General features: G+C 64.7%; 10 protein-coding genes. 6 read left to right on the top strand and 4 right to left on the bottom strand.

Going from position 1 to position 20,989, the window contains the following annotated elements; all coding sequences use genetic code 11:
- Window positions 1-24 precede the first annotated feature (24 nt).
- On the bottom strand, window positions 25-1,032 hold the full coding sequence (locus tag H0921_RS08330) for a polyprenol monophosphomannose synthase (protein WP_194537587.1): 1,008 nt from the start codon (window positions 1,030-1,032) through the stop codon (window positions 25-27).
- A 136-nt stretch (window positions 1,033-1,168) separates the two neighbouring features.
- On the opposite strand from H0921_RS08330, the gene H0921_RS08325 reads away from it, so the two are divergent.
- From H0921_RS08325 to leuS, 4 genes are all read left to right on the top strand, one after another.
- Window positions 1,169-1,912 (top strand): MJ0042-type zinc finger domain-containing protein, encoded by a 744-nt coding sequence (locus H0921_RS08325; protein ID WP_194537586.1) that lies wholly within the window; start codon window positions 1,169-1,171, stop codon window positions 1,910-1,912.
- Window positions 1,913-2,090: 178 nt separating this feature from the next.
- Entirely contained in the window at window positions 2,091-3,629 is a 1,539-nt protein-coding gene (locus H0921_RS08320) for a YifB family Mg chelatase-like AAA ATPase (protein WP_194537585.1), read from the top strand.
- A gap of 463 nt (window positions 3,630-4,092) precedes the next feature.
- Window positions 4,093-5,643, top strand: a complete 1,551-nt coding sequence (locus tag H0921_RS08315) for a spinster family MFS transporter (RefSeq protein WP_194537584.1) — start codon at window positions 4,093-4,095, stop codon at window positions 5,641-5,643.
- Window positions 5,644-6,004: 361 nt separating this feature from the next.
- Entirely contained in the window at window positions 6,005-8,812 is a 2,808-nt protein-coding gene (gene leuS, locus H0921_RS08310; RefSeq protein WP_194537583.1) for a leucine--tRNA ligase, read from the top strand.
- 83 nt (window positions 8,813-8,895) lie between these two features.
- Here the strand turns inward: leuS and H0921_RS08305 are convergent, their stop codons facing one another.
- The 3 genes from H0921_RS08305 to H0921_RS08295 all read right to left on the bottom strand — a co-directional run bounded on the left by H0921_RS08305 (window position 8,896) and on the right by H0921_RS08295 (window position 15,214).
- Window positions 8,896-9,558 (bottom strand): phosphorylase family protein, encoded by a 663-nt coding sequence (locus H0921_RS08305; protein WP_194537582.1) that lies wholly within the window; start codon window positions 9,556-9,558, stop codon window positions 8,896-8,898.
- Window positions 9,543-12,668, bottom strand: coding sequence for a squalene--hopene cyclase (gene shc, locus H0921_RS18315; protein ID WP_194537581.1), 3,126 nt, complete (start codon window positions 12,666-12,668; stop codon window positions 9,543-9,545). Before shc ends, H0921_RS08305 begins: the two co-directional genes overlap by 16 nt.
- Window positions 12,669-12,919: 251 nt before the next feature.
- A complete protein-coding gene (locus H0921_RS08295) occupies window positions 12,920-15,214 on the bottom strand; it encodes a DUF1549 and DUF1553 domain-containing protein (RefSeq protein WP_228499233.1) in 2,295 nt (764 codons plus the stop codon).
- 142 nt (window positions 15,215-15,356) lie between these two features.
- On the opposite strand from H0921_RS08295, the gene H0921_RS08290 reads away from it, so the two are divergent.
- On the top strand, window positions 15,357-16,538 hold the full coding sequence (locus tag H0921_RS08290) for a TolC family protein (RefSeq protein ID WP_194537580.1): 1,182 nt from the start codon (window positions 15,357-15,359) through the stop codon (window positions 16,536-16,538).
- A 613-nt stretch (window positions 16,539-17,151) separates the two neighbouring features.
- Window positions 17,152-20,883 carry a PVC-type heme-binding CxxCH protein gene (locus H0921_RS08285; RefSeq protein ID WP_194537579.1) on the top strand — a complete coding sequence of 1,244 codons (3,732 nt, stop codon included), beginning with the start codon at window positions 17,152-17,154 and terminating at the stop codon, window positions 20,881-20,883.
- Window positions 20,884-20,989: the final 106 nt, after the last annotated feature.

Here is a 20,989-nt window from a genome sequence, read left to right as displayed (position 1 = left end):
GTGCGGCTCGGAAAGCACCGCCCATTATGCCGACGGACGGCAGGCACCATTCGGGGAAGGCGATGGCCCCACGCGGGGCGCACCCTCGGCTGGCGGCTCGGAGCGCCGCTCAGAGTGCTGTTCGCAGGGCTGGGGAAGGCCGCGGCTGCCCGTGGGCTGGACAGGGGGGAGGCGGGACGGCTCGCGGCAGACCTGCCGGGTTTCCCACCCCAGCCAGCGGCGCAAGCCCAGATAAAAGATCATGCTGATCGAACGCAGGGCTTCCCGCGGATTCACCTTGCTGGCCCCTGCCCGGCGATTCTCGAAAAGGATGGGATACTCGCCAATGCGCGCCCCCGCCAGGTGACAGCGGAAAAGCACTTCCTGCTGGAAGGAGTAGCCGCGGGACTGAATCCGCTCCAGGGGCACGCGCCGCAATAGGCTCACGCGGTAACAGCGGAAGGCCCCGCTGGCATCCGACGCCGGAGTGCGCAGCAGAAAGCGGACCAGCCAATTGACACTGCGGGAAATCCACCGCCGCAGCCAGGGCCAATGGGCCGTCCCACCCCCCGCCACATAGCGCGAACCGATCATGACGTCCCGCCGGGCCATCCCCGCCAGCAAGCCGGGAATGTAGCGCGGCGGATGGCTGAAATCCGCATCCAGGTTCAACAGCAGATCGTACCCCTCCGCGATGGCATAACGCATCGCCGTCAGAATCGCGGTTCCTAACCCCAGTTTGCCGGGCCGGCGCAGCAGATGGATGCGGGGATCGCTCTGAGCCAGCTCTTCGACCCGCTTGGCGGTGCCGTCCGGCGAGTTGTCATCAATGACCAATATGTCGGCCTGCGGGGCATAGCGGCGGATTTCCTCGATGAGCGGCCCGATGTTCTCCGCTTCGTTATAGGTGGCGAGACTGACCAGCAAGCGTTCGTGGCTTCCCGCTGGCAGGCTGGGGCTGGCCGCCGCGGGCACCGGCCCAGGCGCTGACAGCGGCCGATCCGTTCCGGCAACCGGGGGAGAGGGCTGGCACTGCCGCACTTCAGTGATCATAGGAAGCGGCTTCTTGTGTAAAGTAGGGGTCAGGTAGTATTCTGGAATGCAGAGTCCCAGGGCGGGATCATCGGATTTACTATCGATCCCTGGGACGGCATTCCTTGGCGTCATTCATCTATAGGGAAGGTAGCACATGGCTGGAGGTATTGTCACCCGCTGTCCGCATTGCCAGACCGCTTTACGGGTGCCGGAGAATGTGGCCGGCAAGCGGATCAAGTGCAGCAAATGCCAGCAAGTGTTTGCGGTACCGGCAAGAGGAGCCAGCGCGGAAGCGAGCCAAGGCCAAGCGTCGCCTCGTCCCGCGGCTCCGGCAGCATCTCGTCCTTCGGCAGCGGCCCGCCCCGCCTCACCGGCGGCTTCTACCCCTGCGACCGCACCGGAGTCCGCCCCTCGCCCCAAGCGGCCCTTCGACGATGACGACGAAGGCGTGGCCCAGGTCGGAGTCGTAGAAGAAAAGGATGTGCCGCGCTGCCCGCACTGCGCGATGGAGCTGGTTCCCCCCGATGCGATCGTCTGCATCCATTGCGGGTTCAACAACCGCACGCGCGTCAAGGCCGACACACGCAAAGTCTACGCCCCCACTTTTTCCGAATGGGCGATGCATCTCGCGCCGGGCATCATTGCGGTCCTGGTCTGCATCGGTTTGATTGTGCTCAACTACATCACGGCGACCAACATGCGTAGTTGGCTGGAAGGCACTTTTCTGGAAATGGATGAAGTGGACGCCGCCGGGCGCAAGCGTTTCTACATCGCTCCGGGGGCCTTCATCTTCCTGATCGCCTTCATCTCGCTGGGGATTTTCGTGCCCTGCTTGCGCTTTGCTCTCCGCCGCCTGTTTGTGGAGTATCGGCCGCCGGAACGGCTCAAGCTCAAGTGATCCGCCTGGGCCGGCCCTGGTTCCTCCCCTGGGGTTTCTTAGGGGGTGCGGATCATCCGAACTGTTGGGGGAACGTCCGCCTCCCGCTGTGACAGGACCAGGACAACCGGGGAAGCGGGGGGCAGGAGCAGCCGAGGATGCCATCGCTACGCCGGCCGGAAAGGATCAGGAGAAGGGAATGCTGGCTCGCTTGCGCACCTTCGCTTTGCTCGGCATCGACGCTGTTCCTGTCGATGTGGAAGTGGATACCGCGCCGGCCCAGGTCCAGAAGACGGTGCTGGTCGGCCTGCCGGAATTGACTGTTCGCGAAAGCGTCCATCGCATCGAGCGTGCCCTGGTCAATCTGGGGTATTACCTGCCGACGGGGCGGACGATCATCAATCTGGCTCCCGCCGAGCTGCGCAAGGATGCCGGGGCTTTTGATCTGCCCATTGCGCTGGGCATCCTCGTGGCGACGGGCCAGGTCCGTCCAGAGGACCTCGAAGGAAGCGCAGCCGTCGGGGAGCTGGCCTTGGATGGCAACGTGCGGCCTGTCGCCGGTGTCCTGTCGATGGCGATGGAAGCACGGCAGCGGGGTTTACGCCGTTTGATTGTCCCGCAGAGCAACGGCCGGGAAGCCGCGGTGGTCCGCGATCTGGAGGTCTTCGGCGTCCGCTCGCTCGCTGAGGCCGTGGGTCTGCTCAACAGACGTATCCGCCTCGAACCCGTCGCCCCGCCGGTGGAGGAGATCGCAGGCTCCCTCAATCGCTATGACGTGGACTTCGCAGATGTCAAAGGGCAGGAGTTTGCCAAGCGTGCTCTGGTGATCGCGGCGGCTGGGGGGCACAATGTCCTGATGCTGGGCAGTCCCGGCAGCGGTAAGACCATGCTCGCCCGCCGCCTGCCCACGATTCTGCCGCCGTTGACGCCGGAGGAGAGCCTGGAGACGACCCGCATCTATTCGGCCTGCGGCTGTTTGCCCGGCGGCCAGGCCTTGCTCAGCACCCGTCCTTTCCGCAGTCCCCATCATACCATCAGCGATGCCGGCATGGTCGGCGGCGGAACCCTGCCCCAACCGGGGGAAATCTCCCTGGCCCATCACGGCGTGCTGTTTTTGGATGAGTTGCCGGAGTTCCACCGCCGCAGTCTCGAAGCCCTTCGCCAGCCGCTGGAAGAAGGGCGCGTCACGATCAGCCGCGCTGCCCATGCTGCCACTTTCCCCGCCAATTTCATCCTGGTCGCCGCCATGAATCCCTGCCCCTGCGGCTACCTCGGCGATCCGAAGCGCCCCTGCAAATGTTCCCCCCTGGCCATCGACAAGTACCTGGGACGGATTTCCGGCCCCTTACTCGATCGCATCGACTTGCACATCGAGGTTCCTCCCGTGCCGTATGAAGACCTTGCGGGCAGTGCCGAGGGGACCAGCAGCGCCGCTCTCCGCCGCCTGGTGGAAGTCGCCCGCACCGTGCAAGCCCGCCGTTTCGGACCCGGCGCGGGGCTGCTCAACGGCCGGATGACCCCTCGGCAAATCCGCCAGTATTGCCGCCTCGACTCCCACGGCCAGGCCGTCCTCAAGCATGCGGTCGAAACCCTGGGACTTTCCGCCCGCGCCCACGACCGCATCCTCCGGGTCGCCCGCACGATCGCCGATCTGCAAGAAGCGGAGCCGATCCGCGCCGAACATGTCGCCGAAGCCATCGCCTACCGCGCCTTGGACCGCCGCCTCTGGACCCGCTAACCAGAAGCGGACACCTCTTCCCTTTCGTGCGCGCCCCATCCGCCCTGGCGCCTCGCTTTCCCGTTGAGGTTTCCGCTTCGCCAGGTCCGGCCTACCACTCCCTTCTTCCGCCTCCGCCCTCGCCACCCCCCGGCCGTCAGGGCGATTTCATCCCCCCTCGACATGAACGGAGGGAACCGTTATCGTGTCAGTCATCGTGGCATCTTCCGCACCTTGGCGTTCTCCAGGCGCGGCGCTCTCCGTCTATCGGGCAGCATCCGCAAGGAAACATCCACGGGGCAGCATCCGCAAGGAAACATCCACGGGGCAGCATCCGCAAGGAAACATCCACGGGGCAGCATCCGCAAGGAAACATCCGCCGGGCTAGGGTGGGCAACGCCGTGCCAAAACAGAACGTAGCGGCCAAGCGGAAAGAAGGTAGCAACCCAGCGGAAAGAACATAGTAGTCAAGCGGAGAGGCAGCATGAAACGGGAGGACAGCATTTCCCCGGCCGCCAGCCCGTCGCACGCGGTGGCGGGTGCAGGCTGGGCTTTGGCCCTGCTCCTGGCGATCAATCTGTTCAATTACATCGACCGCCAGGTCCTCTCGGCGACGCTGCCAAAGATCCGCTTGGACCCCACGATGCTCCGCCCGGATGATCCGTGGGCGCAGACGAAGCTGGGGGCGTTGACCACCGCCTTCATGGCCGCCTACATGCTCTTTTCCCCGCTGTTTGGCCGGCTGGGGGACCGCTGGTCGCGCTGGGGCATCGTCGGCGGGGCGGTCATCGTCTGGAGTCTGGCCACGGGAGGAAGCGGCCTGGCGGTGGGTTACGCCATGCTCCTGGCCACCCGCTGCCTCGTCGGTATCGGAGAAGCCGCCTATGGACCCGTCGCCCCGGCCATGCTCTCGGACCTTTATCCCGTGGAGCGCCGCGGCCAGATTCTCGCCTGGTTTTACATGGCCATTCCGGTGGGCAGTGCTTTGGGATTCGTCATCGGAGCACAAGTCGCGGAAGTCGCCGGCTGGCGCTGGGCCTTTCTGGTGGTGGTCTTGCCCGGAATCCTCCTGGGCATCCTGTGCTTTTTCATGAAGGAACCCCCGCGGCCCTCCACCCCGGAAGCCCCGGCGCAGGAACCGGCATCCTCCCATTCCTACTGGGATGTTCTGCGGGAACTGGGGCGCATCCGTTCCTTCGTGCTCTGCTCCGCGGGTATGACGGTCTCCACCTTTGTGCTCGGCGGCGTGGCCACGGTGATGCAATTGTACCTGTTCGAGCGGGAAGCCCGCTTCACCATCACGCCGGAAGTCCTAGATAAACTGGCCGCGCTGCGGACCGCTGACGGCACGGAAATCGTTCCTGCAGCCGTGCGAGAGCGCCTGGCCCAACTGCCCGTGGGACAATCGTGGCAAGCCGCCGAATTGCGCCAGCTCTTGCAGGAGAAGCTGACGCCGCAGGAATACCTGCTCTACAGCACCTGGATCTTCGACACCGCCACCGCCCCCGGTTCCTGGACCAACGGCCTGATCGGCCTGTACATCGGCGGCCTGGTCGTCGTCGGAGGGCTGATCGCCACGCTCGCTGGCGGCTTGGCCGGGGACTATCTCCGCAATCGTGGCGTCAAAGGCGCGTACTTCTGGGTCGCCGGTGGGGGGATGATTGTGGGCTTTCCCGCCTTCGTCGCTTTGCTCTACACCCCGCTGCCGTGGGGATGGGTCTTCTTCTTCATCGCGGTCTTCTTCCTCTTTTTCAACACCGGCCCGGCGAATGCGATCCTGGCCAATGTCGCCCGCAGCCCCATCCGCGCGACGGCCTTTGCCATCAACATCTTCGTGATCCACGCCTTCGGCGATGCCATCTCGCCGCTGATCATCGGGGTGATTGCGGACCTGTCCAGCCTGCAAACGGCGTTTCTGCTCGTGGCGTTTCTGATTCCGGTCAGCGGCGGCCTGTGGCTATGGGGCCGGCACTATCTGGACGCGGATACGCAGCGGGCCGAAGCGGGCCTCTGGCCGGGGGACGCGCCGCCCTGACCGGCCGAAGCGGGCCTCCAGCCGGGGGATGCGCCGCCCTGACCAGCCGAAGCGGGCCTCCAGCCGGGGGACGCGCCGCCCTGACCGCGGGAGAGCAGCAGGTAGGCCAGCCGGACCGCCTGCCCCTGTCCCCTAGGTCCTGCCCTTCGCTCGTTCCGTTCGCCTGGGTGTGCCGGGCCGCGCTAGCCACCCTTTCCCCCTCGGCATAAGCCAATTCACATGCGATTGGATGGGAATGGCTTGAACTAGAGCGATGGGATGGGAATCGCTTGACCCATACAGTATGGCTTGAGCCATACGGTTGGATGGCAATGGCCCAAGCCAGAGCGATGGGATGGGAATGGCCTGAGGTGGGCGTACTATGCCGACTTATCATCCCGCGGTGATCGAGCGCCGCTGGCAGGAATACTGGCTGCGGGAAAAGACGTTTCGGACACCCGAGCCGAACGAACCAAGCGTCCAGGGCAAGCCCAAATACTACGTGCTAGACATGTTCCCCTACCCCAGCGGGGCGGGCTTGCACGTCGGCCATCCGGAGGGTTACACCGCCACCGACATCCTGGCCCGTTACAAGCGCATGCGGGGCTACCACGTCCTTCACCCCATGGGTTGGGATGCCTACGGCCTGCCCGCGGAGCAATATGCCATCGAGAAAAATGTCCATCCCCGTATCACCACCCAGCAAAACATCGCTACCTTCCGCCGCCAGATTCAGTCCCTCGGCTTCAGCTACGATTGGGACCGGGAGATCGACACGACCGACCCCCGCTACTTCAAATGGACGCAATGGATCTTCCTGCTGATCTACGACACCTGGTACGATCCCGTGGCGCGCAAAGGCCGGCCGATTGCCGAGCTGCCCATTCCCCCGGAAGTCCAAGCCCAGGGACCGCAGGCGATCCGCCGCTACCAGGATGCCCACCGCCTGGCCTATCAGGCCGAGGTGCCGGTGAATTGGTGCCCGGCCCTGGGGACCGTCCTGGCCAACGAGGAAGTCATCGACGGTAAGAGCGAGCGCGGCGGCTACCCGGTGGAACGCCGACCCCTGCGGCAGTGGCTCCTCCGCATCACTGCCTATGCCGAGCGGCTGCTCGAAGACCTAGAGCTGGTGGACTGGCCGGAATCGATCAAGCAGATGCAGCGGAACTGGATCGGCCGCAGCGAAGGCGCCGAGGTGCACTTCCGCGTCGCCGGCTCCGATGTCCGCATTACCGTTTTCACCACCCGGCCGGATACGCTCTTCGGCGCCACCTACATGGTCCTGGCCCCGGAACATCCCCTCGTAGGACAACTGACGACGGAGTCGCAGCGCGCCGCCGTGGAAGCCTATCAAGCCCAGGCCGCCCGCAAAAGCGATCTGGAACGCACGGAAATCGCCAAGGAAAAAACAGGCGTCTTCACCGGCGCCTACGCCATCAACCCGGTCAACGGCCAGAAAATCCCGATCTGGATCGCGGATTACGTACTCGCCAGCTATGGCACCGGCGCCATCATGGCTGTGCCGGCCCACGACGAACGGGACTATGCCTTTGCTCGCCAGTATGGCTTGCCGATCGTCCCGGTCGTGCAGCCGCCGCCCGAATGGCTCCAGCAGACCGGCAGTACCCTGGAGCACTTTACCGCCGCCTTCGTGGGGGATGGCATTTCCATCCATTCGGACTTCCTCAACGGCTTGCCCACGCCCCAGGCCAAGGAGCGGATGATCGAATGGCTGCAAGCTCAGGGGCTGGGTCAGCGGCGCGTACAGTACAAGCTGCGTGACTGGCTTTTCAGCCGCCAGCGCTACTGGGGCGAACCCTTCCCCATCCTCCACGGCGAAGATGGCGAAGTCCTGCCGCTTTCCCCCAGCGAGCTGCCCCTCCTACCCCCCGAGCTGGAAGACTTCCGCCCCACCGGCTCCCCGGAAGGACCCCTGGCCAAAGCCAAAGATTGGGTCGAAGTCCTCCGTAACGGCAAAAAATACCGCCGCGAAACCAACACCATGCCCCAATGGGCCGGCTCCTGCTGGTACTACCTCCGCTACATCGACCCCCACAATGATGAGCAGTTCGCCGATCCGGACAAACTCCGCTACTGGCTGCCGGTGGACCTCTACGTCGGCGGCGCGGAACATGCCGTACTGCACCTGCTCTATGCCCGCTTCTGGCACAAGGTCCTCTACGACCGCGGCTACGTCCCCTGCCCGGAACCATTCCAGCGCCTCGTCAATCAGGGCATGATCCTGGGGGAATACGAATACCACATCACCCCGGCGGACTATGAACGCTACCGCCCAAAGCTGGAAGCGATGGGCATCCGGGCCGTTCTGCGCGAAGGCAAGGACGACGGCGGCGCGGAGGCGAGCTACGTCCTCAAAGTCGCCGGGGTCGATGGCAAATGGCTGACACTGCCGGAGGAAATGGTCGAAAAACGCAAAGGAAAGATGTTCCTCAAGGGGACGGACCTGGAACTCACCGGGCGGGCGGACAAAATGTCCAAGAGCCGCGGCAACGTCATCAACCCCGATGACATCGTCCGGGAGTACGGCGCCGACAGCCTGCGCCTCTACGAAATGTTCATGGGGCCGCTGGAGGCGGTCAAACCCTGGAACACCCGCGGCGTGGAAGGGGTCTATCGCTTCCTCTGTCGTGTCTGGCGCTTGATCGTCGATGAAGCGGCCGAGCAAGCCGTGCTGCATCCTGCCGTCCAGGATGTCCCCCCGGATCGGGAGACCCTCCGCCTCCTCCACCGCACCATCCGCAAAGTGACCGAGGACACCGAAGCCCTGCGGTTCAACACGGCCATCGCTGCCATGATGGAGTTCGTCAATCACCTGACCCGGCTCAGCGTCCGGCCGCGGCAGGTGTTGCAAACCTTCGTCCTGTTGCTCTCGCCCTACGCCCCCCACATCGCCGAGGAACTGTGGCGCATCCTGGGCCATGCCCAGTCCCTGGCGTATGAACCCTGGCCGACTTACGATCCCGAATTGCTCCGCGAAGAGGAGATCGAAATCCCGATCCAGATCAACGGCAAGGTGCGTTCCCGCCTGCGCGTGGCCGCCGACAGCGACGAGGCCGCCGTTCAAGCCGCGGCCCTGGCCGATCCCCAAGTCCAATCCCACATAGCCGGTAAGACGGTCAAGATGGTCAAAGTCGTCCCCGGTCGGCTCGTCAACATCGTCGTGGCCTAGGACGGTTCCGGACCGCCCAGGCGAGGATCGCCCAGGCATCCTCGCGAGGATCGCTCAGGCATCTTCGGGGGTTCGGAGCAGGCTCATCGGGGATTCAGGGCAGTCGGCGTGTGGGACGTGGAAAGCTCCTTGTCTTTCCGCATCAGGAATTGTTTCACGCAATCTTCGACGGCGGCAGCCAGGGTTTGAGCGGCCCGGCGGCTTTGCCACCCCAGCCGGACCAACTCGCCGAGGAGGGCGGGGCGCCGCCACACGCAGTGGAGGAACTTGCGCACCCGCAGCCGTTGCTCCACCCAGCAATCGAGCAGTTCGCGGGGAATCGCCTGCTTGCAGGTATCGGAGACGGAACGGATCACGCGGCAGGGCACGCCGAAGCGCTGGCAGGCCTCTGTCACCGCTGCCGATTCCAGGTCCACCGCCAGGGCTGCGGTTTGCTTCGCCCAGAGCTGTTTTTCCTCCGGCGTGCTGAGGACGTGGGGCACAGTGTGCACGGCGGCATCGCAGACAATATCGCCCGCACGCAGGTCGGGCCGCAGAGCACCACAAAAGCCGGCGGCCACGACCAGATGGGGGCGCGGCTCCCGCTGCAACCGTCTCTCGGCACACTGCCGGGCTGCCGCATAACCCATGCCGCTTGTCTGAATCTGCACCTGCCGGTAGTGCCGCAGGCGGCGGCGGAGGACGTCAGCCTCCCGTTCCAGCGCGCAGAAAATGACGATCACCGGCCCGCTCAGGTCAATTGCCATAGCAACATCTTCCAGCCGTCCCGGAGGCGGGCGTTCATTCCCAAAGCCGCCGCCGTCTCATACCCCGAATGCATCAGGCAATGTTCGCACCGCGGGTCCTTACCATAGCCATAATTCTCCCACGGTGTATTCTCCATAAGGTCCTGGAAAGAATCATAATGGGCATCGGTGATGAGATAACACGGTCCCTTCCAACCGCGGACATTGCGTGTAGGACTCGCCCAGGCGGCACACGTCAATTCACGTTTGCCCTGGAGGAATTCCCAATAAATAGGCGAGGTGGTGAGTTTGTATTTATGAAACAGATGCTGGGCTTGCTGGAACTTGGCCCGAATCTCATCGCGGGTGAGGAAAATCTCCGCGGCCCCTTGGGGATTGGTCCGGTGCACCGCCGCGTAGCCATAAGCCGGTGACAGCAGAAAGCCATCGACTCCCAACTCGGTCAGATAGGCGAACAAGGCGTCGATCTCGGCGATTTCCGTTTCCCGGTACACCGTCGTGTTGGTGCAGACCAGAAAGCCGGCACGCTTGGCTGCCTGGATTCCCGCAATGGCTGCGCGGAACACCCCCGGCCGTTCCACCAACCGGTCGTGCGTCTCTTCCAAACCGTCCAAATGGACGTTGAAAAAGAAGCGGGATGTGGGGCGGAACAAATGCAATTTCTTCTCCAGATAGACACCATTAGTGCATAGATAGATATGTTTGCGGCGTTTTAAGATGCCGCGCACCAATTCCCCAATGTGAGGATAAATCAAAGGTTCCCCCCCACAGATACTGACGATTGGTGCTCCCGCCTCATCGACAGATTCCAGGCATTGTTCCACACTGAGTTTTTCCCGGATGGTGGATTCGTATTCGCGGATCCGCCCGCAGCCGGTACAGGTCAGGTTGCAGGCGTGGAGGGGTTCGAGCATCAGGACCAAAGGGAAGCGGCGCTGTCGCCGGAGTTTTTGCCGCAGCATGTAGGCGGTCAAGTCAGCGGTGAGCGAAAGGGGGAATCGCATAAGACCTCCGTGGGGGAATCGTTGAGGGTGCAGGCAGCTCATCACCTCGGGGTTGGCACGACCGGAGCGTGAGGAGGAGCGGCGTCCGTCATCCAGGGAGAGCGTTGCGGCGGGGGGGGGGGGGGGGGGGGGGGGGGGGGGGGGGGGGGGGGGGGGGGGGGTGGGGGTCCGGGCCAGGCGGGCGTACCGGCTCAAGGCCAAGAGCGGGAAGTAGAGCGGATAGAGGTGGTATTTCAGGTAGAAGACGCGGGGGAAGCCCGTGCCGGTGAAGGCCGTTTCCTGCCAGTGTCCCTCCGCTTTCTGGGTGCCGAGGAGGAATTCGATTCCCGCTCGGACTTCCGGGCCGTCTTTTTCACCCGCAGCGAGCAATCCCAGGATGGCCCAGGCGGTTTGGGAAGCGGTGGATTCGCCCTGTCCGGCCCAGGCGGGGTCGTCGTAGCTGCGGCAGCTTTCGCCCCATCCGCCGTCAGGGTTTTGCACTTCCTTGAGCCAGCGGACTGCACGCCGCACCGCCGGGTGCTGGAGATCGAACCCGACCGCCCGCAAGCCGCTGAGCACCTGCCATGTCCCGTAGAGGTAATTGACCCCCCAGCGTCCGAACCAGGCGCCCGACTCTTCCTGGCGCGCCAGGAGAAATTGCACAGCGCGATCGACTGCCAGATGGCCGAGGCGGTAGCCGTAGTGGCTCAGGGCTTCCAGGACCCGGCCCGTGATGTCCGGGCAGGCGGGATCGAGCATGGCATTGTGATCGGCGAAGGGGACTTTTTCCAGCAGAGGGTTTTCGATGTCGCGGTCGAAGGCGGCCCATCCGCCGTTGCGGTTCTGCATGGCCAGGAGCCAGCGGCACGCCCGCGCCACCGTATCCCCGGCTTCCGGGGCGGCCCCGCTGCGGGCCAGGGCCAAGAGTACCATCGCTGTGTCATCCACGTCGGGATAATACGGATTGCGGTACTCGAAGCACCAGCCGCTGGGTTCAGCTTCGCGGACGCGCACGGCCCAATCGCCCGGCTGGCGGATTTCGCGGCCAAGGAGCCAGCGCGCGGCGGATAGGACAGCTTCCGGCTCCGCTCCCGTTTCCGCCAGAGCATGCACCGCCAGTGCCGTATCCCACACGGGCGACAGGCAGGGTTGCACCCGCAGGCTTTCTTCCCCCTCCAGGATCAGCCCCGCCAATTGTTCCAGGACGGCCTGCATTTCCGGATCATCCGGCCCTTTCCCCAGGCAGTGCAGCACCAGGGCATGGTACACCATCGGGGGGAAGATTGCTCCCAGGCCGTCGCTATCCTGCCAGCGCTGGCGCATCCAGTCCAGGGCACGCTCCATCGCCCGCCGGCGCCAGGGCGTCCAGCCCCGCCGCTCCAGAAACTTCAGGAACCGATCCACCAGCAGGAAGGCGCGGGTCCAGGTCAGCAGCCCCTGCGGCGCCTTGGCGGTCAGGCGCCACTGCTGCGGCGGAGTCAAAAACAGTTCCCGAATGTGCAGGGTTTCCGGCAGCAGCGTGACCGGCTTGTAAGCGTTGACCAAGGAAAGCGGGACGAAAATGGTCCGGCTCCAGGCCGACATGGCATAGAGATTGATGGGGAACCAGCGGGGCAGGAGGATGAGTTCCACCGGCACGGTCGGGCAGGCGTCGTAGGGAATCTGTCCCAGGGCGGCGAGATAGAAGCGGGTGAAGGAGTTGACGGCTTCCGCACCGCCGAGCTGGCGAATCTGGGCCGCGGCGCGTTCCATGTGCGGAGCATCCGCCCGATCTCCGGCGATCTTGAGAGCAAAATAGGCTTTGACCGACACACTGGCGTCCGCCGGGCCGCCGGGATAGGTGGACCATCCCCCCTCCGGCAATTGCTGGCGTCGGATGTAGTTCGCGAGCCGTCCGATGCGCTCATCCTGGCGTTGCCCCAGAATGGCTAGCAGGAGGATGAATTCCGACTCCAGGATAGTATCCCCTTGCAGTTCGGCGCACCAGTGGCCATCGGGACGCTGCTGGGCCAGCAAACATCGGCGGGCCTGATCCTGGGCCTGCTGGACTTCCTCCCACCATCCCTCCTCGGCGTGACCGCTTTCCCAGCGGCTGGGTTCTGGGCTGCGCGCGTGCCATCCTCTCACGATCGGATTCCTTTCCGGGGTGCCGGGACCTGAGCTTCCGGAGCGGTTCGGGAAGCATCTTCTCCACTCTACCGCCGCAGGCCGCCGGAGTGCAAGGGGAACCCCTGGCGAGGTGCGTCAGGTCTCGCGGACCTGGTCCAAAGGACTGACCGCTTGCACGGAGGAAAGGGCCTCGCCGACTCGATCCCAAAGGCGCGCCCCTCACCTGGAAGACCGGCGGATTTCCACCTGCCCAGGGGAAGGACAGGGCCTCACGGTTTGTACACAAACTCGTGCGTGTTGAAGAGGACGACCGCCAGGTCCGCCCAGGCTCGCGCTTGGGCCAGGTCGGTCTCTGGCGGAAATGCGCGCGGGTCGATGCCCAAAGGCTGACGGGCACGGAGGCGGTCGCGGAGCGTCTCCTGCTGCTCGCGGAGGAACTCTTCCGCCATTTGGCGTTCGGCGGGCGTGGGAGCGCGTCCGTAACAGCGGCGGAACAACTGTTCGAGGCGCTTTCCAGCGTCAGCGGGGCATTGGCGGAAGAGGAGGGCAGCCAGAGCCAGGCCCTGCTCCCGCACGAAGGGGGAATTCATGAGGATCAAGGCTTGCGGCGCGAAGGTGCTCACCGGCCGGACGCAACAGGGGTTGAGAGTATCCGGTTGGTCGAAAACCTCCAGCAGTGGCAGGCGGACGTTGCGCTTGCGGAACAGGTAAATGGAACGGCGGGTGTGCTGCGCGGGGTCCGGCGTGACGGGCCAGAGGCCATCCGGTTCCCCTTCGGTGAAGATGAGGGCGTACACTTCCGGCTCCAGAGGCACGCGCACCGAGGGTCCGCCGACCTGGCGGTTGAGTGTGCCGGCGGCGGTCAGAATGGCGTCGCGGAGCGCCTCAGCATCAAGCCGCTGACGGTTCATGCGCCACAGGAGCCGATTTTCCGGGTCGCGCTGCTGTCCGTGAGTGGTCAGGGATGACTGCCGGTAGGTCGCGGAAGTGACGATCAGGCGGTGGATGTGTTTGAGGGACCAGCGGTGCTCGACCAACTCCAGGGCGAGATAGTCGAGCAATTCGGGATGAGTCGGGGGTTGGCCGCGCAGGCCGAAGTCATCGGCGGTGGGTACGAGGCCGCGGCCAAAGTAGTGCTGCCAGAGGCGGTTGACTATCACGCGTGCCGTCAGGGGATGATCCGGGCGGGTCAGCCAGCGGGCCAGGTCCAGGCGGGACTGAGGAGTGGCGGCGGCGGTCGTCAGAACCCGCGGGAAAGCGGGCACCACACTGACCAGTTTGCGATGGGGTTCGCCCCGCTTGAGGATGAAGGTCGGGATCGGTTCCTCATTGCGGATGGCCCAGGCCTGGGCGGGCGGAGGGGGAAGGCGGGCTTGCAAGGCATGGAGGCGCTCTTTCAACTCCGCTCGGCGTTCGCGGTCCGCGGGAGACAAGGCCGCCACGATTTCATCCCAACTGACCTTGAGCAGGGTGGCCGCCTCCTGGGCCAGTTTTTTCTGTTCCGCGGTGCGCTGATCAGCGGGCGTGTCCAAAGCCTGGCGGTAGCGCGGCTCCAGCTTGGCCCGCTTGGCCTGAACCAGAGCCGCCCGATAGGGGGCCTCGATGGCCGCCACCTGTTTGCGCAACTCCGCCATTTCCGCTTGCAATGGAGCGGCTTGCTTTTTGTACGCGGCCTTCTCCTCCTCCGTAGCAATGTCGATCTCTGCATAGCGGGCGGCGGAGAAGAAGGCTTGCAGGCGGTAATAGTCCCCCATGGAGAAGGGATCGAATTTGTGGTCATGGCAGCGGGCGCAATCCACCGTCAGGGCCAGGAAAGCGGTGCCCACTCCTTTGACCATTTCGGTCAGGCGTTCCTGGCGGAGCATCTCTTGATCGAGATTGCCGCTGACGATGTGGACGGGGCCGCAGCGGTGCATGCCGGTGGCAATCCACAGCTCGGCGGCTTGGCGGGGGTCCTGCCCGGCTGCCAGCTCATCCCCCGCCAGTTGCTCGGTCAGGAAGCGGTCATAGGGCTTATCCGCGTTGAAGGAGCGGATGACGTAGTCCCGGTAGCGCCAGGCGTGTGGGCGTTCGCCGTCCAGTTCGTAGCCATTGGTTTCGGCAAAGCGGACGACATCGAGCCAGTGTTGGGCTTGGCGTTCGCCGAAGTGGGGGGAAGCGAGCAGGCGGTCCACCAGTTTCTCGTAGGCATCGGGAGCAGGGTCCTGGAGGAAGGCGTCCACTTCCTCCGGCGTGGGAGGCAGGCCGATCAGGTCGAAATGGAGGCGGCGGATCAACGTGCGTTTGTCTGCTTCCGGCGAGGGAGCCAGCCCGGCTTGCTGCAAGCGGGCGTAGATGAAAGCATCCACCGCGTTGCGGGGGGAGTAAGCCTTGTTGGTCACGAGAGGGGGGCTGGATTTTTTCGGAGGAAGGAAGGCCCAGTGGGTGCGATCTTGGGGGGTCAGCGGCGGGTCCTGATAACTGGATTGCGCCAGAGCCGCCGCGGCTAACCCCACCAGCGCTAATGCCGCCGGCATGCCCCAGCGGACGCCCCCCTGCCGTGACTGGTGACTACTCCTCCGCATGGCTCATCGCCTCCCCAGGGTTCCTGGAGGTAGTTTACCCGTCCTGGCCTGACCTTGACAAGCAGAAAGGGGATGTTTGCTGCACTGCACGCCGCGGCAGTGCCGATAAGGACAGGGGGCACCCTGCCCAGGGGAGAAGGGGATGGTTCAGCGATGCCTGGCATTGGTTTGTCTAGCAGCGGCAGCGGGATGTCATGCCGGCGGCTGGCCTGGGCTTCCGGCCCCCAGCGAGGCGGCTCCCCTACCCGAAGGACCGCGGCAGACCATCACCGTGGAGGTCCCTCGTCCCGATATTCCGCCCTCCCCCCTGCCGTCACTCTACCGCCATCTGACGGCGGAGGAATGCCGCCGCCGAACTTTCCAGGCGACCCCTGTGGCAGATGTTTTGGCCGTGCCGGCAGACATGCCCCGTCTGCGGCGCCTCAAACACGGCGAGGGCGAAATCTGGAACCTCATCCGCGCTTATGCCGCCGATGAACTGCGCAACCGCCACATGGCCGAAGCTCTGAGCGACTTTTACCGCTTAGCGGCGGCGGAAGGCCAGTATGACCGCTTGCGCCAAGCGGAGCAATTGCTCCAGGATCAGGCGCACAGTCTGGAAAAGGCGGTGCAACAAGGGGTGCGCTCGGCCCAGGATTTATTGACTGTCCAGCGGCAATTGCTGGAGGTCCGCTCGCGGCTGGCCCAGGTGGAGAGTTTGCGCATCGCCCTCAATGCCGCCCTGGCCGAACGCCTGGGGCTGCCTGGCGCCGATCCGCCGCTGTGGCCGACCGTGAAGCTCCAGGTCGATCCCCGCGATGTGGCGGTGGAAGCCGCTGTGGATTTGGCCCTCACCTACCGGCCCGACCTCAACCTCTTGCGCCTGCTGTTGCAAGTCGACGGCCGCGCCCTGGCCCAAGCGGAGGGATTGCTTCAGGCGATTCACCCCTTGCTCAGCACTGGCCCGGCCCCTTCACCCCTTCAGACCCTCTTGGCGGAGCTGCGCAAGGCTCCGACTCTGTGGGAGCAGCGCGGACGGTCCCTCGTGGAAGCGGTCTTGCAAGCGCGGCAGCGGCAGGTCACCGCGGAAGTCCGGGCCGCCATCGCCGCCCGTCAGGGGCAGCGCACCGTCGCGGCCGCCCGGCAAAGCCAAGTCGAGTTCTGGCGCCAGCAACTGGCTGAGCTGGAGAAACGCCAAGCCGCCGGGCAAGCTGTCACTGCTGAGTTGCTCGCCGCCCGCCTGGAACTGCTCCAAGCGGAGGCCGCCCTGCTCCAAGCCGCCGCCGATTGGCACCGTGCCGATCTCCAGCTCCGCCAGGCCCTCGGTCTGCTGGTTCGGGAGTGACCATTGGCACGAAAGCCCACCCGCCGCTGCAAAGGCCGCCCCTTCTCCTGGCGATCATTCCCCTGGCCGTTGCCGCCGTTGGACGCTTCCCGCTAGGTTCCCGATCGCTTGGCCGCCAATCCCCTCCGGAGTAGCCGCCTTCCGCCTCGCTCATTCGTCCAGGCTCCCTCTTGGAGAAGCAGTCCCCGCCTGGACCTTCGGTAACAAACCCCTTGCTTTTGCCCTCCTCATCCTCCATCTTGCAACTGTAGATGGATGTAGATGGCACTGGAGATGGGCCGGAAAACCTGGAAGGCGTCCTTCCGGGATTCGCACTCCTGATGGCTTGGTGTGTCGTCTTCTTTTGCCAAAAGTCACGAGCCGAAGGTCAAAACTTTCTCCCCGCAGTGCGTCGTCTCCGGCTCACGGTCTTCCGGCTCAACCCGCGGACAGAATCCCCATAACTGTCTGGGGCCAGGCACGAAGATCCTGCGATGTCCGAAGGTCCACGGGCTGACTTCCAGCGGACAAGGGAGCAGCGGACAAGGGAGATGAAGGGAACCCGTGAAACTCGGAGTGCACGCGGTAATCCCCCGGAACTGTGGGAGAAGAAGTGGCATTGCGGAGGCGGGTCATGCTGCGATGTTTGCTCTGGAGCGTTGTGATTGTGGGGATGGGACCGGCGCTGGCTTGGGGGCAGCGCACGCCGGAACAGGCGGTGGCAGGAATGAAACTGCCGCCGGGGTTCTCCGTCCGCTGTATCGCGCACGAGCCGATGATCCGCCAGCCAGTCAGCCTCTGTTTCGACGCCCGCGGCCGACTCTGGGTGCTGCAATACTTGCAATATCCCCAATATGCTGGTCTCAAGCCGGTGCGCCAGGATCAGTATCTCCGCACGATTTGGGACAAGGTGCCGGAGCCGCCGCCGCGGGGTCCCAAAGGGGCGGACAAGATCACCATCCTCTACGATCCCGATGAGCACGGGGTCTTCCGCAAGGCGAAGGATTTTGTGACCGGGCTGAACATTGCCAGCGGTTTTTGCCTGGGACACGGCGGGGTCTATGTGGCCCAACCGCCGTATCTGCTCTTCTACGCTGACCGCGATGGGGACGACGTTCCCGATGGGGACCCGGAGGTGCTGCTGGAAGGCTTCGGCATGGATGACACGCACTCGCTGGCCAATCACCTCAAGTGGGGACCGGATGGCTGGCTCTACGGCGCTGCGGGCAGCACTAGCACTAGCCGCATCCGCAATCCCCATCATCCGAACGATCCCATCGTCGAGTTCCAGCAAGGCATCTGGCGCTTCCACCCGCTGACGAAAAAATTCGAGCTGTTCAGCGAAGGGGGGGGCAACACCTACGGCCTGGACTTCGACCGCCACGGCCAGCTCATCGCTGGCACGAACTGGGGCGGTTACGCCATGCTCCATCAGTTTCCCGGCGCCTATTACATCAAAGGTTTTGCCAAGCACGGCCCGTTGCACAACCCCTATACCTTCGGCTACTTCGACCACGTGCCCTACAAGAACTTCAAGGGCGGCCATGTCACCTGCGGCGGGATTCTCTATGACGCGGACCTGTATCCCGAAGCCCTGCGGCATCAGTATCTCGCCTGCAATCTGCTATCCAACGCCATTTATTGGCACAAGCTGGAAGCGGTGGGAGCTTCCTTCCGGGCGGAACACGGAGGCGAGCTGCTCGAAACGGATGATCCCTGGTTTCGTCCTCTGGACCTGTGCCTGGGACCGGATGGATGCGTCTATGTGGCGGACTGGTACGATCGGCGAGCCGCTCACCTGGATCCCATCGACAACTGGCACAAGGACAGCGGGCGCATCTACCGCATCGAATACCAGGGCGGTCCCCGCTATCCGCAGGTGGACCTGACCCGCAAGAGCCTGGCGGAGCTGGTGGCCCTGCTGCGACACCCGAACAAGTGGTACCGCACCACTGCCCGGCAACTGCTGGCGGAGCGGCGCGATCCGGCCGCCTATGCCGCTTTGCGACAGATGCTGGAGCAGGAGCGCGACTGGCCCGCGCTGGAAGCCCTCTGGGGGCTCTATGCCAGCGGCGGCTGGTCGGATGCTGTGCTGCAACTGGGCTTGGCTCATGCCCACGAGCAGGTACGAGCCTGGACGATCCGCCTGGCGGCAGACATGCCGGAACGTTGGCCTGCTGGCCGACTTTCCCCCCAGCAGCTCCGCGCCTTGGGGCAGGACAGCAGCCCCGTCGTTTTGGCCCAGTTGGCCTGCTCCGCGCGCCGGATGCCCCCAGCCGAGGCTCGCCCGCTGCTCCACAGCTTGCAGAACAACCCCCGCTCGGTCCGCGATACCCATCTGCCCTTGCTCCTCTGGTGGGCCATCGAAGAGCAGGTCACCCGCTGGCTTGCCACCACCTCGACCTCAGCCGCGGGCCAATCCCCGGCCACCGCCGCTATGGAGTGGATCGCCCCCGACGCCCTCACCCGCCCGGAAACGCGGCCTCTGGCGGAAGAGCTGGTCATCAAGCTGGCCCGCCGCCTCAGCGCCGAGGAGCGGGGGTATCCCTTCCTCGCTGCCCTAGCCCAGACGTATCCGCCCTCTTTGCTGCTGCGCGGTCTCGCCCAGGGACTGGAAGGGCGCAGCCTGCCGGGCGTTCCCGAACCGCTGCGCTCCCTGCTCGACGCCTGCCAGCGCGAGCATCCCGAGGATCCGCTATTGCGCGTGGTTCAAGCCCGCATGCAGGTTCCCGCGGCCCTAGCCGAGTTGCGGCGGATCGTCGCTCAGCCCCAAGCTCCGGAAAAGGATCGCCTCACCGCCCTCCAGGTCCTGCAACAAGTCCGCGACCCCCAGGCGAAGGAATTGTTCCAGGCCCAGCTCCGAGCCAGCGGCAGTGACACCCTCCGGCTCGCCTTGCTCGGCGCTCTGGAGGCGTATGATGACCCCGCGCTGGCAGATTTCGTCTTGCAGCAATATGCGTCCCTTTCGCCAGCGGGGCAGCGTCGGGCCGTGCAATTGCTCCTAAGCCGCCCGGCCTGGACTTGGACGCTCTTCCAGCAGTGGGAGGCGGGCCGCTTCCCCAAAGCCCACCTGACCCTGGATCACGCCCGCGCCGCCGTCGCTCACAATCACCCGCCTTTGACCGCCCTGGTGGAGAAGCACTTTGGCAAGCTCGCACCGGCCACCAGCGGCGAAAAACAAGCCCGCATCGCCTGGCTCAACCTCGTCCTTAGCCGGGAAAAACACGCCGATGCCACCCGCGGCAAAGCCCTCTTCCACAAACTCTGTGCCGCCTGCCACCAGCTCCACGGCGAAGGCGGGAAAATCGGCCCGGACCTGACCACCGCCGACCGCCACAACCGCCTTTACCTCTTGACCCACATCGTGGACCCCTCCGCCTACATCCGCCCGGAATACCTGGTCCAAACCGTGCTCACTCACGACGAACGCCGCCTTTCTGGCATCGCCGCCGATCAAGGCTCGACGGTCCTCCTGACCACCGTGGTCAACGATCAGCCGGTGACTTTCTCGGTCCCCAAAGCCGACATCGCTGACATCCGCCCCTCGCCTGTGTCGTTGATGCCGGAACGCCTCCTCGACTCTCTCAGCGATCAGGAAGTTGCCGATTTGTTCGCCTATCTGCAAAGCCAAGCTCCTCCGTCGGCCCCTTCCGCCCCGCCCGCCAAGGAACAGACCTCCACGACCCAACCGGCGAAGCGGCGCCCCTTGCGCCTGGCCCTCATCTCCGGCTCGTTCGAGTACAAATCCGACGCCTCCCTCCGCCAGTTCCGCAAATTGTTGGAGGAGCGATACGCTCTCGAATGTGTGCTCCTCTCGGCCCAAGCGGAAAAAGACACCTCCCTGCCGGGAATCGAACAGCTCCAGGAGTGCGATGCCGCCATCTTCTTCACCCGCCGCCTGCGCCTGGAAGGAGAATCGCTCAAGATCATTCAGGAGTTCGCCCGCTCGTCCAAGCCGATCGTGGGGATCCGCACGGCCAGCCACGGGTTCCAGAACTGGCTGGAGATGGACAAGGAGATTTTCGGCGGGGATTACCAGGGGCATTACGGCGCCGGCGTGGTCTGTGAAGTACGTCCCGCTCCCGGCGCCAGCGAGCATCCGGTACTCCGGGGCGTCCGCCCCTTCCGTTCCCAGGGCAGTCTCTACAAAAATCCGCGCCTGGCTCCCGATGTCCAGGTGCTGCTGACCGGCACCATTCCCAGCGGTCAGACGGAACCGGTCGCCTGGGTGCGGACCCTCAAAGGCCGCCGCATCTTCTACACTTCCCTCGGCCATCCTGACGACTTCCAGGACGAAAACTTCCAGCGCCTTTTGCTCAACGCCCTGGAATGGACCCTCCAGCAACCCCTGCCTTCCCGCCGCTGACAGGGACGTGGCACGGGGCCTGGGCGCTGCGGCGATCTTTTCAGGAAGACTGGAAGAAAACGCGGCGCTGCCCCTGACCCGCTCCGCTTCGGCCTCGCTGCAATCC

The organism is Thermogemmata fonticola (assembly GCF_013694095.1).
GTDB lineage: Bacteria > Planctomycetota > Planctomycetia > Gemmatales > Gemmataceae > Thermogemmata > Thermogemmata fonticola.
This window is presented reverse-complemented; position numbering and strand designations above follow the sequence as displayed.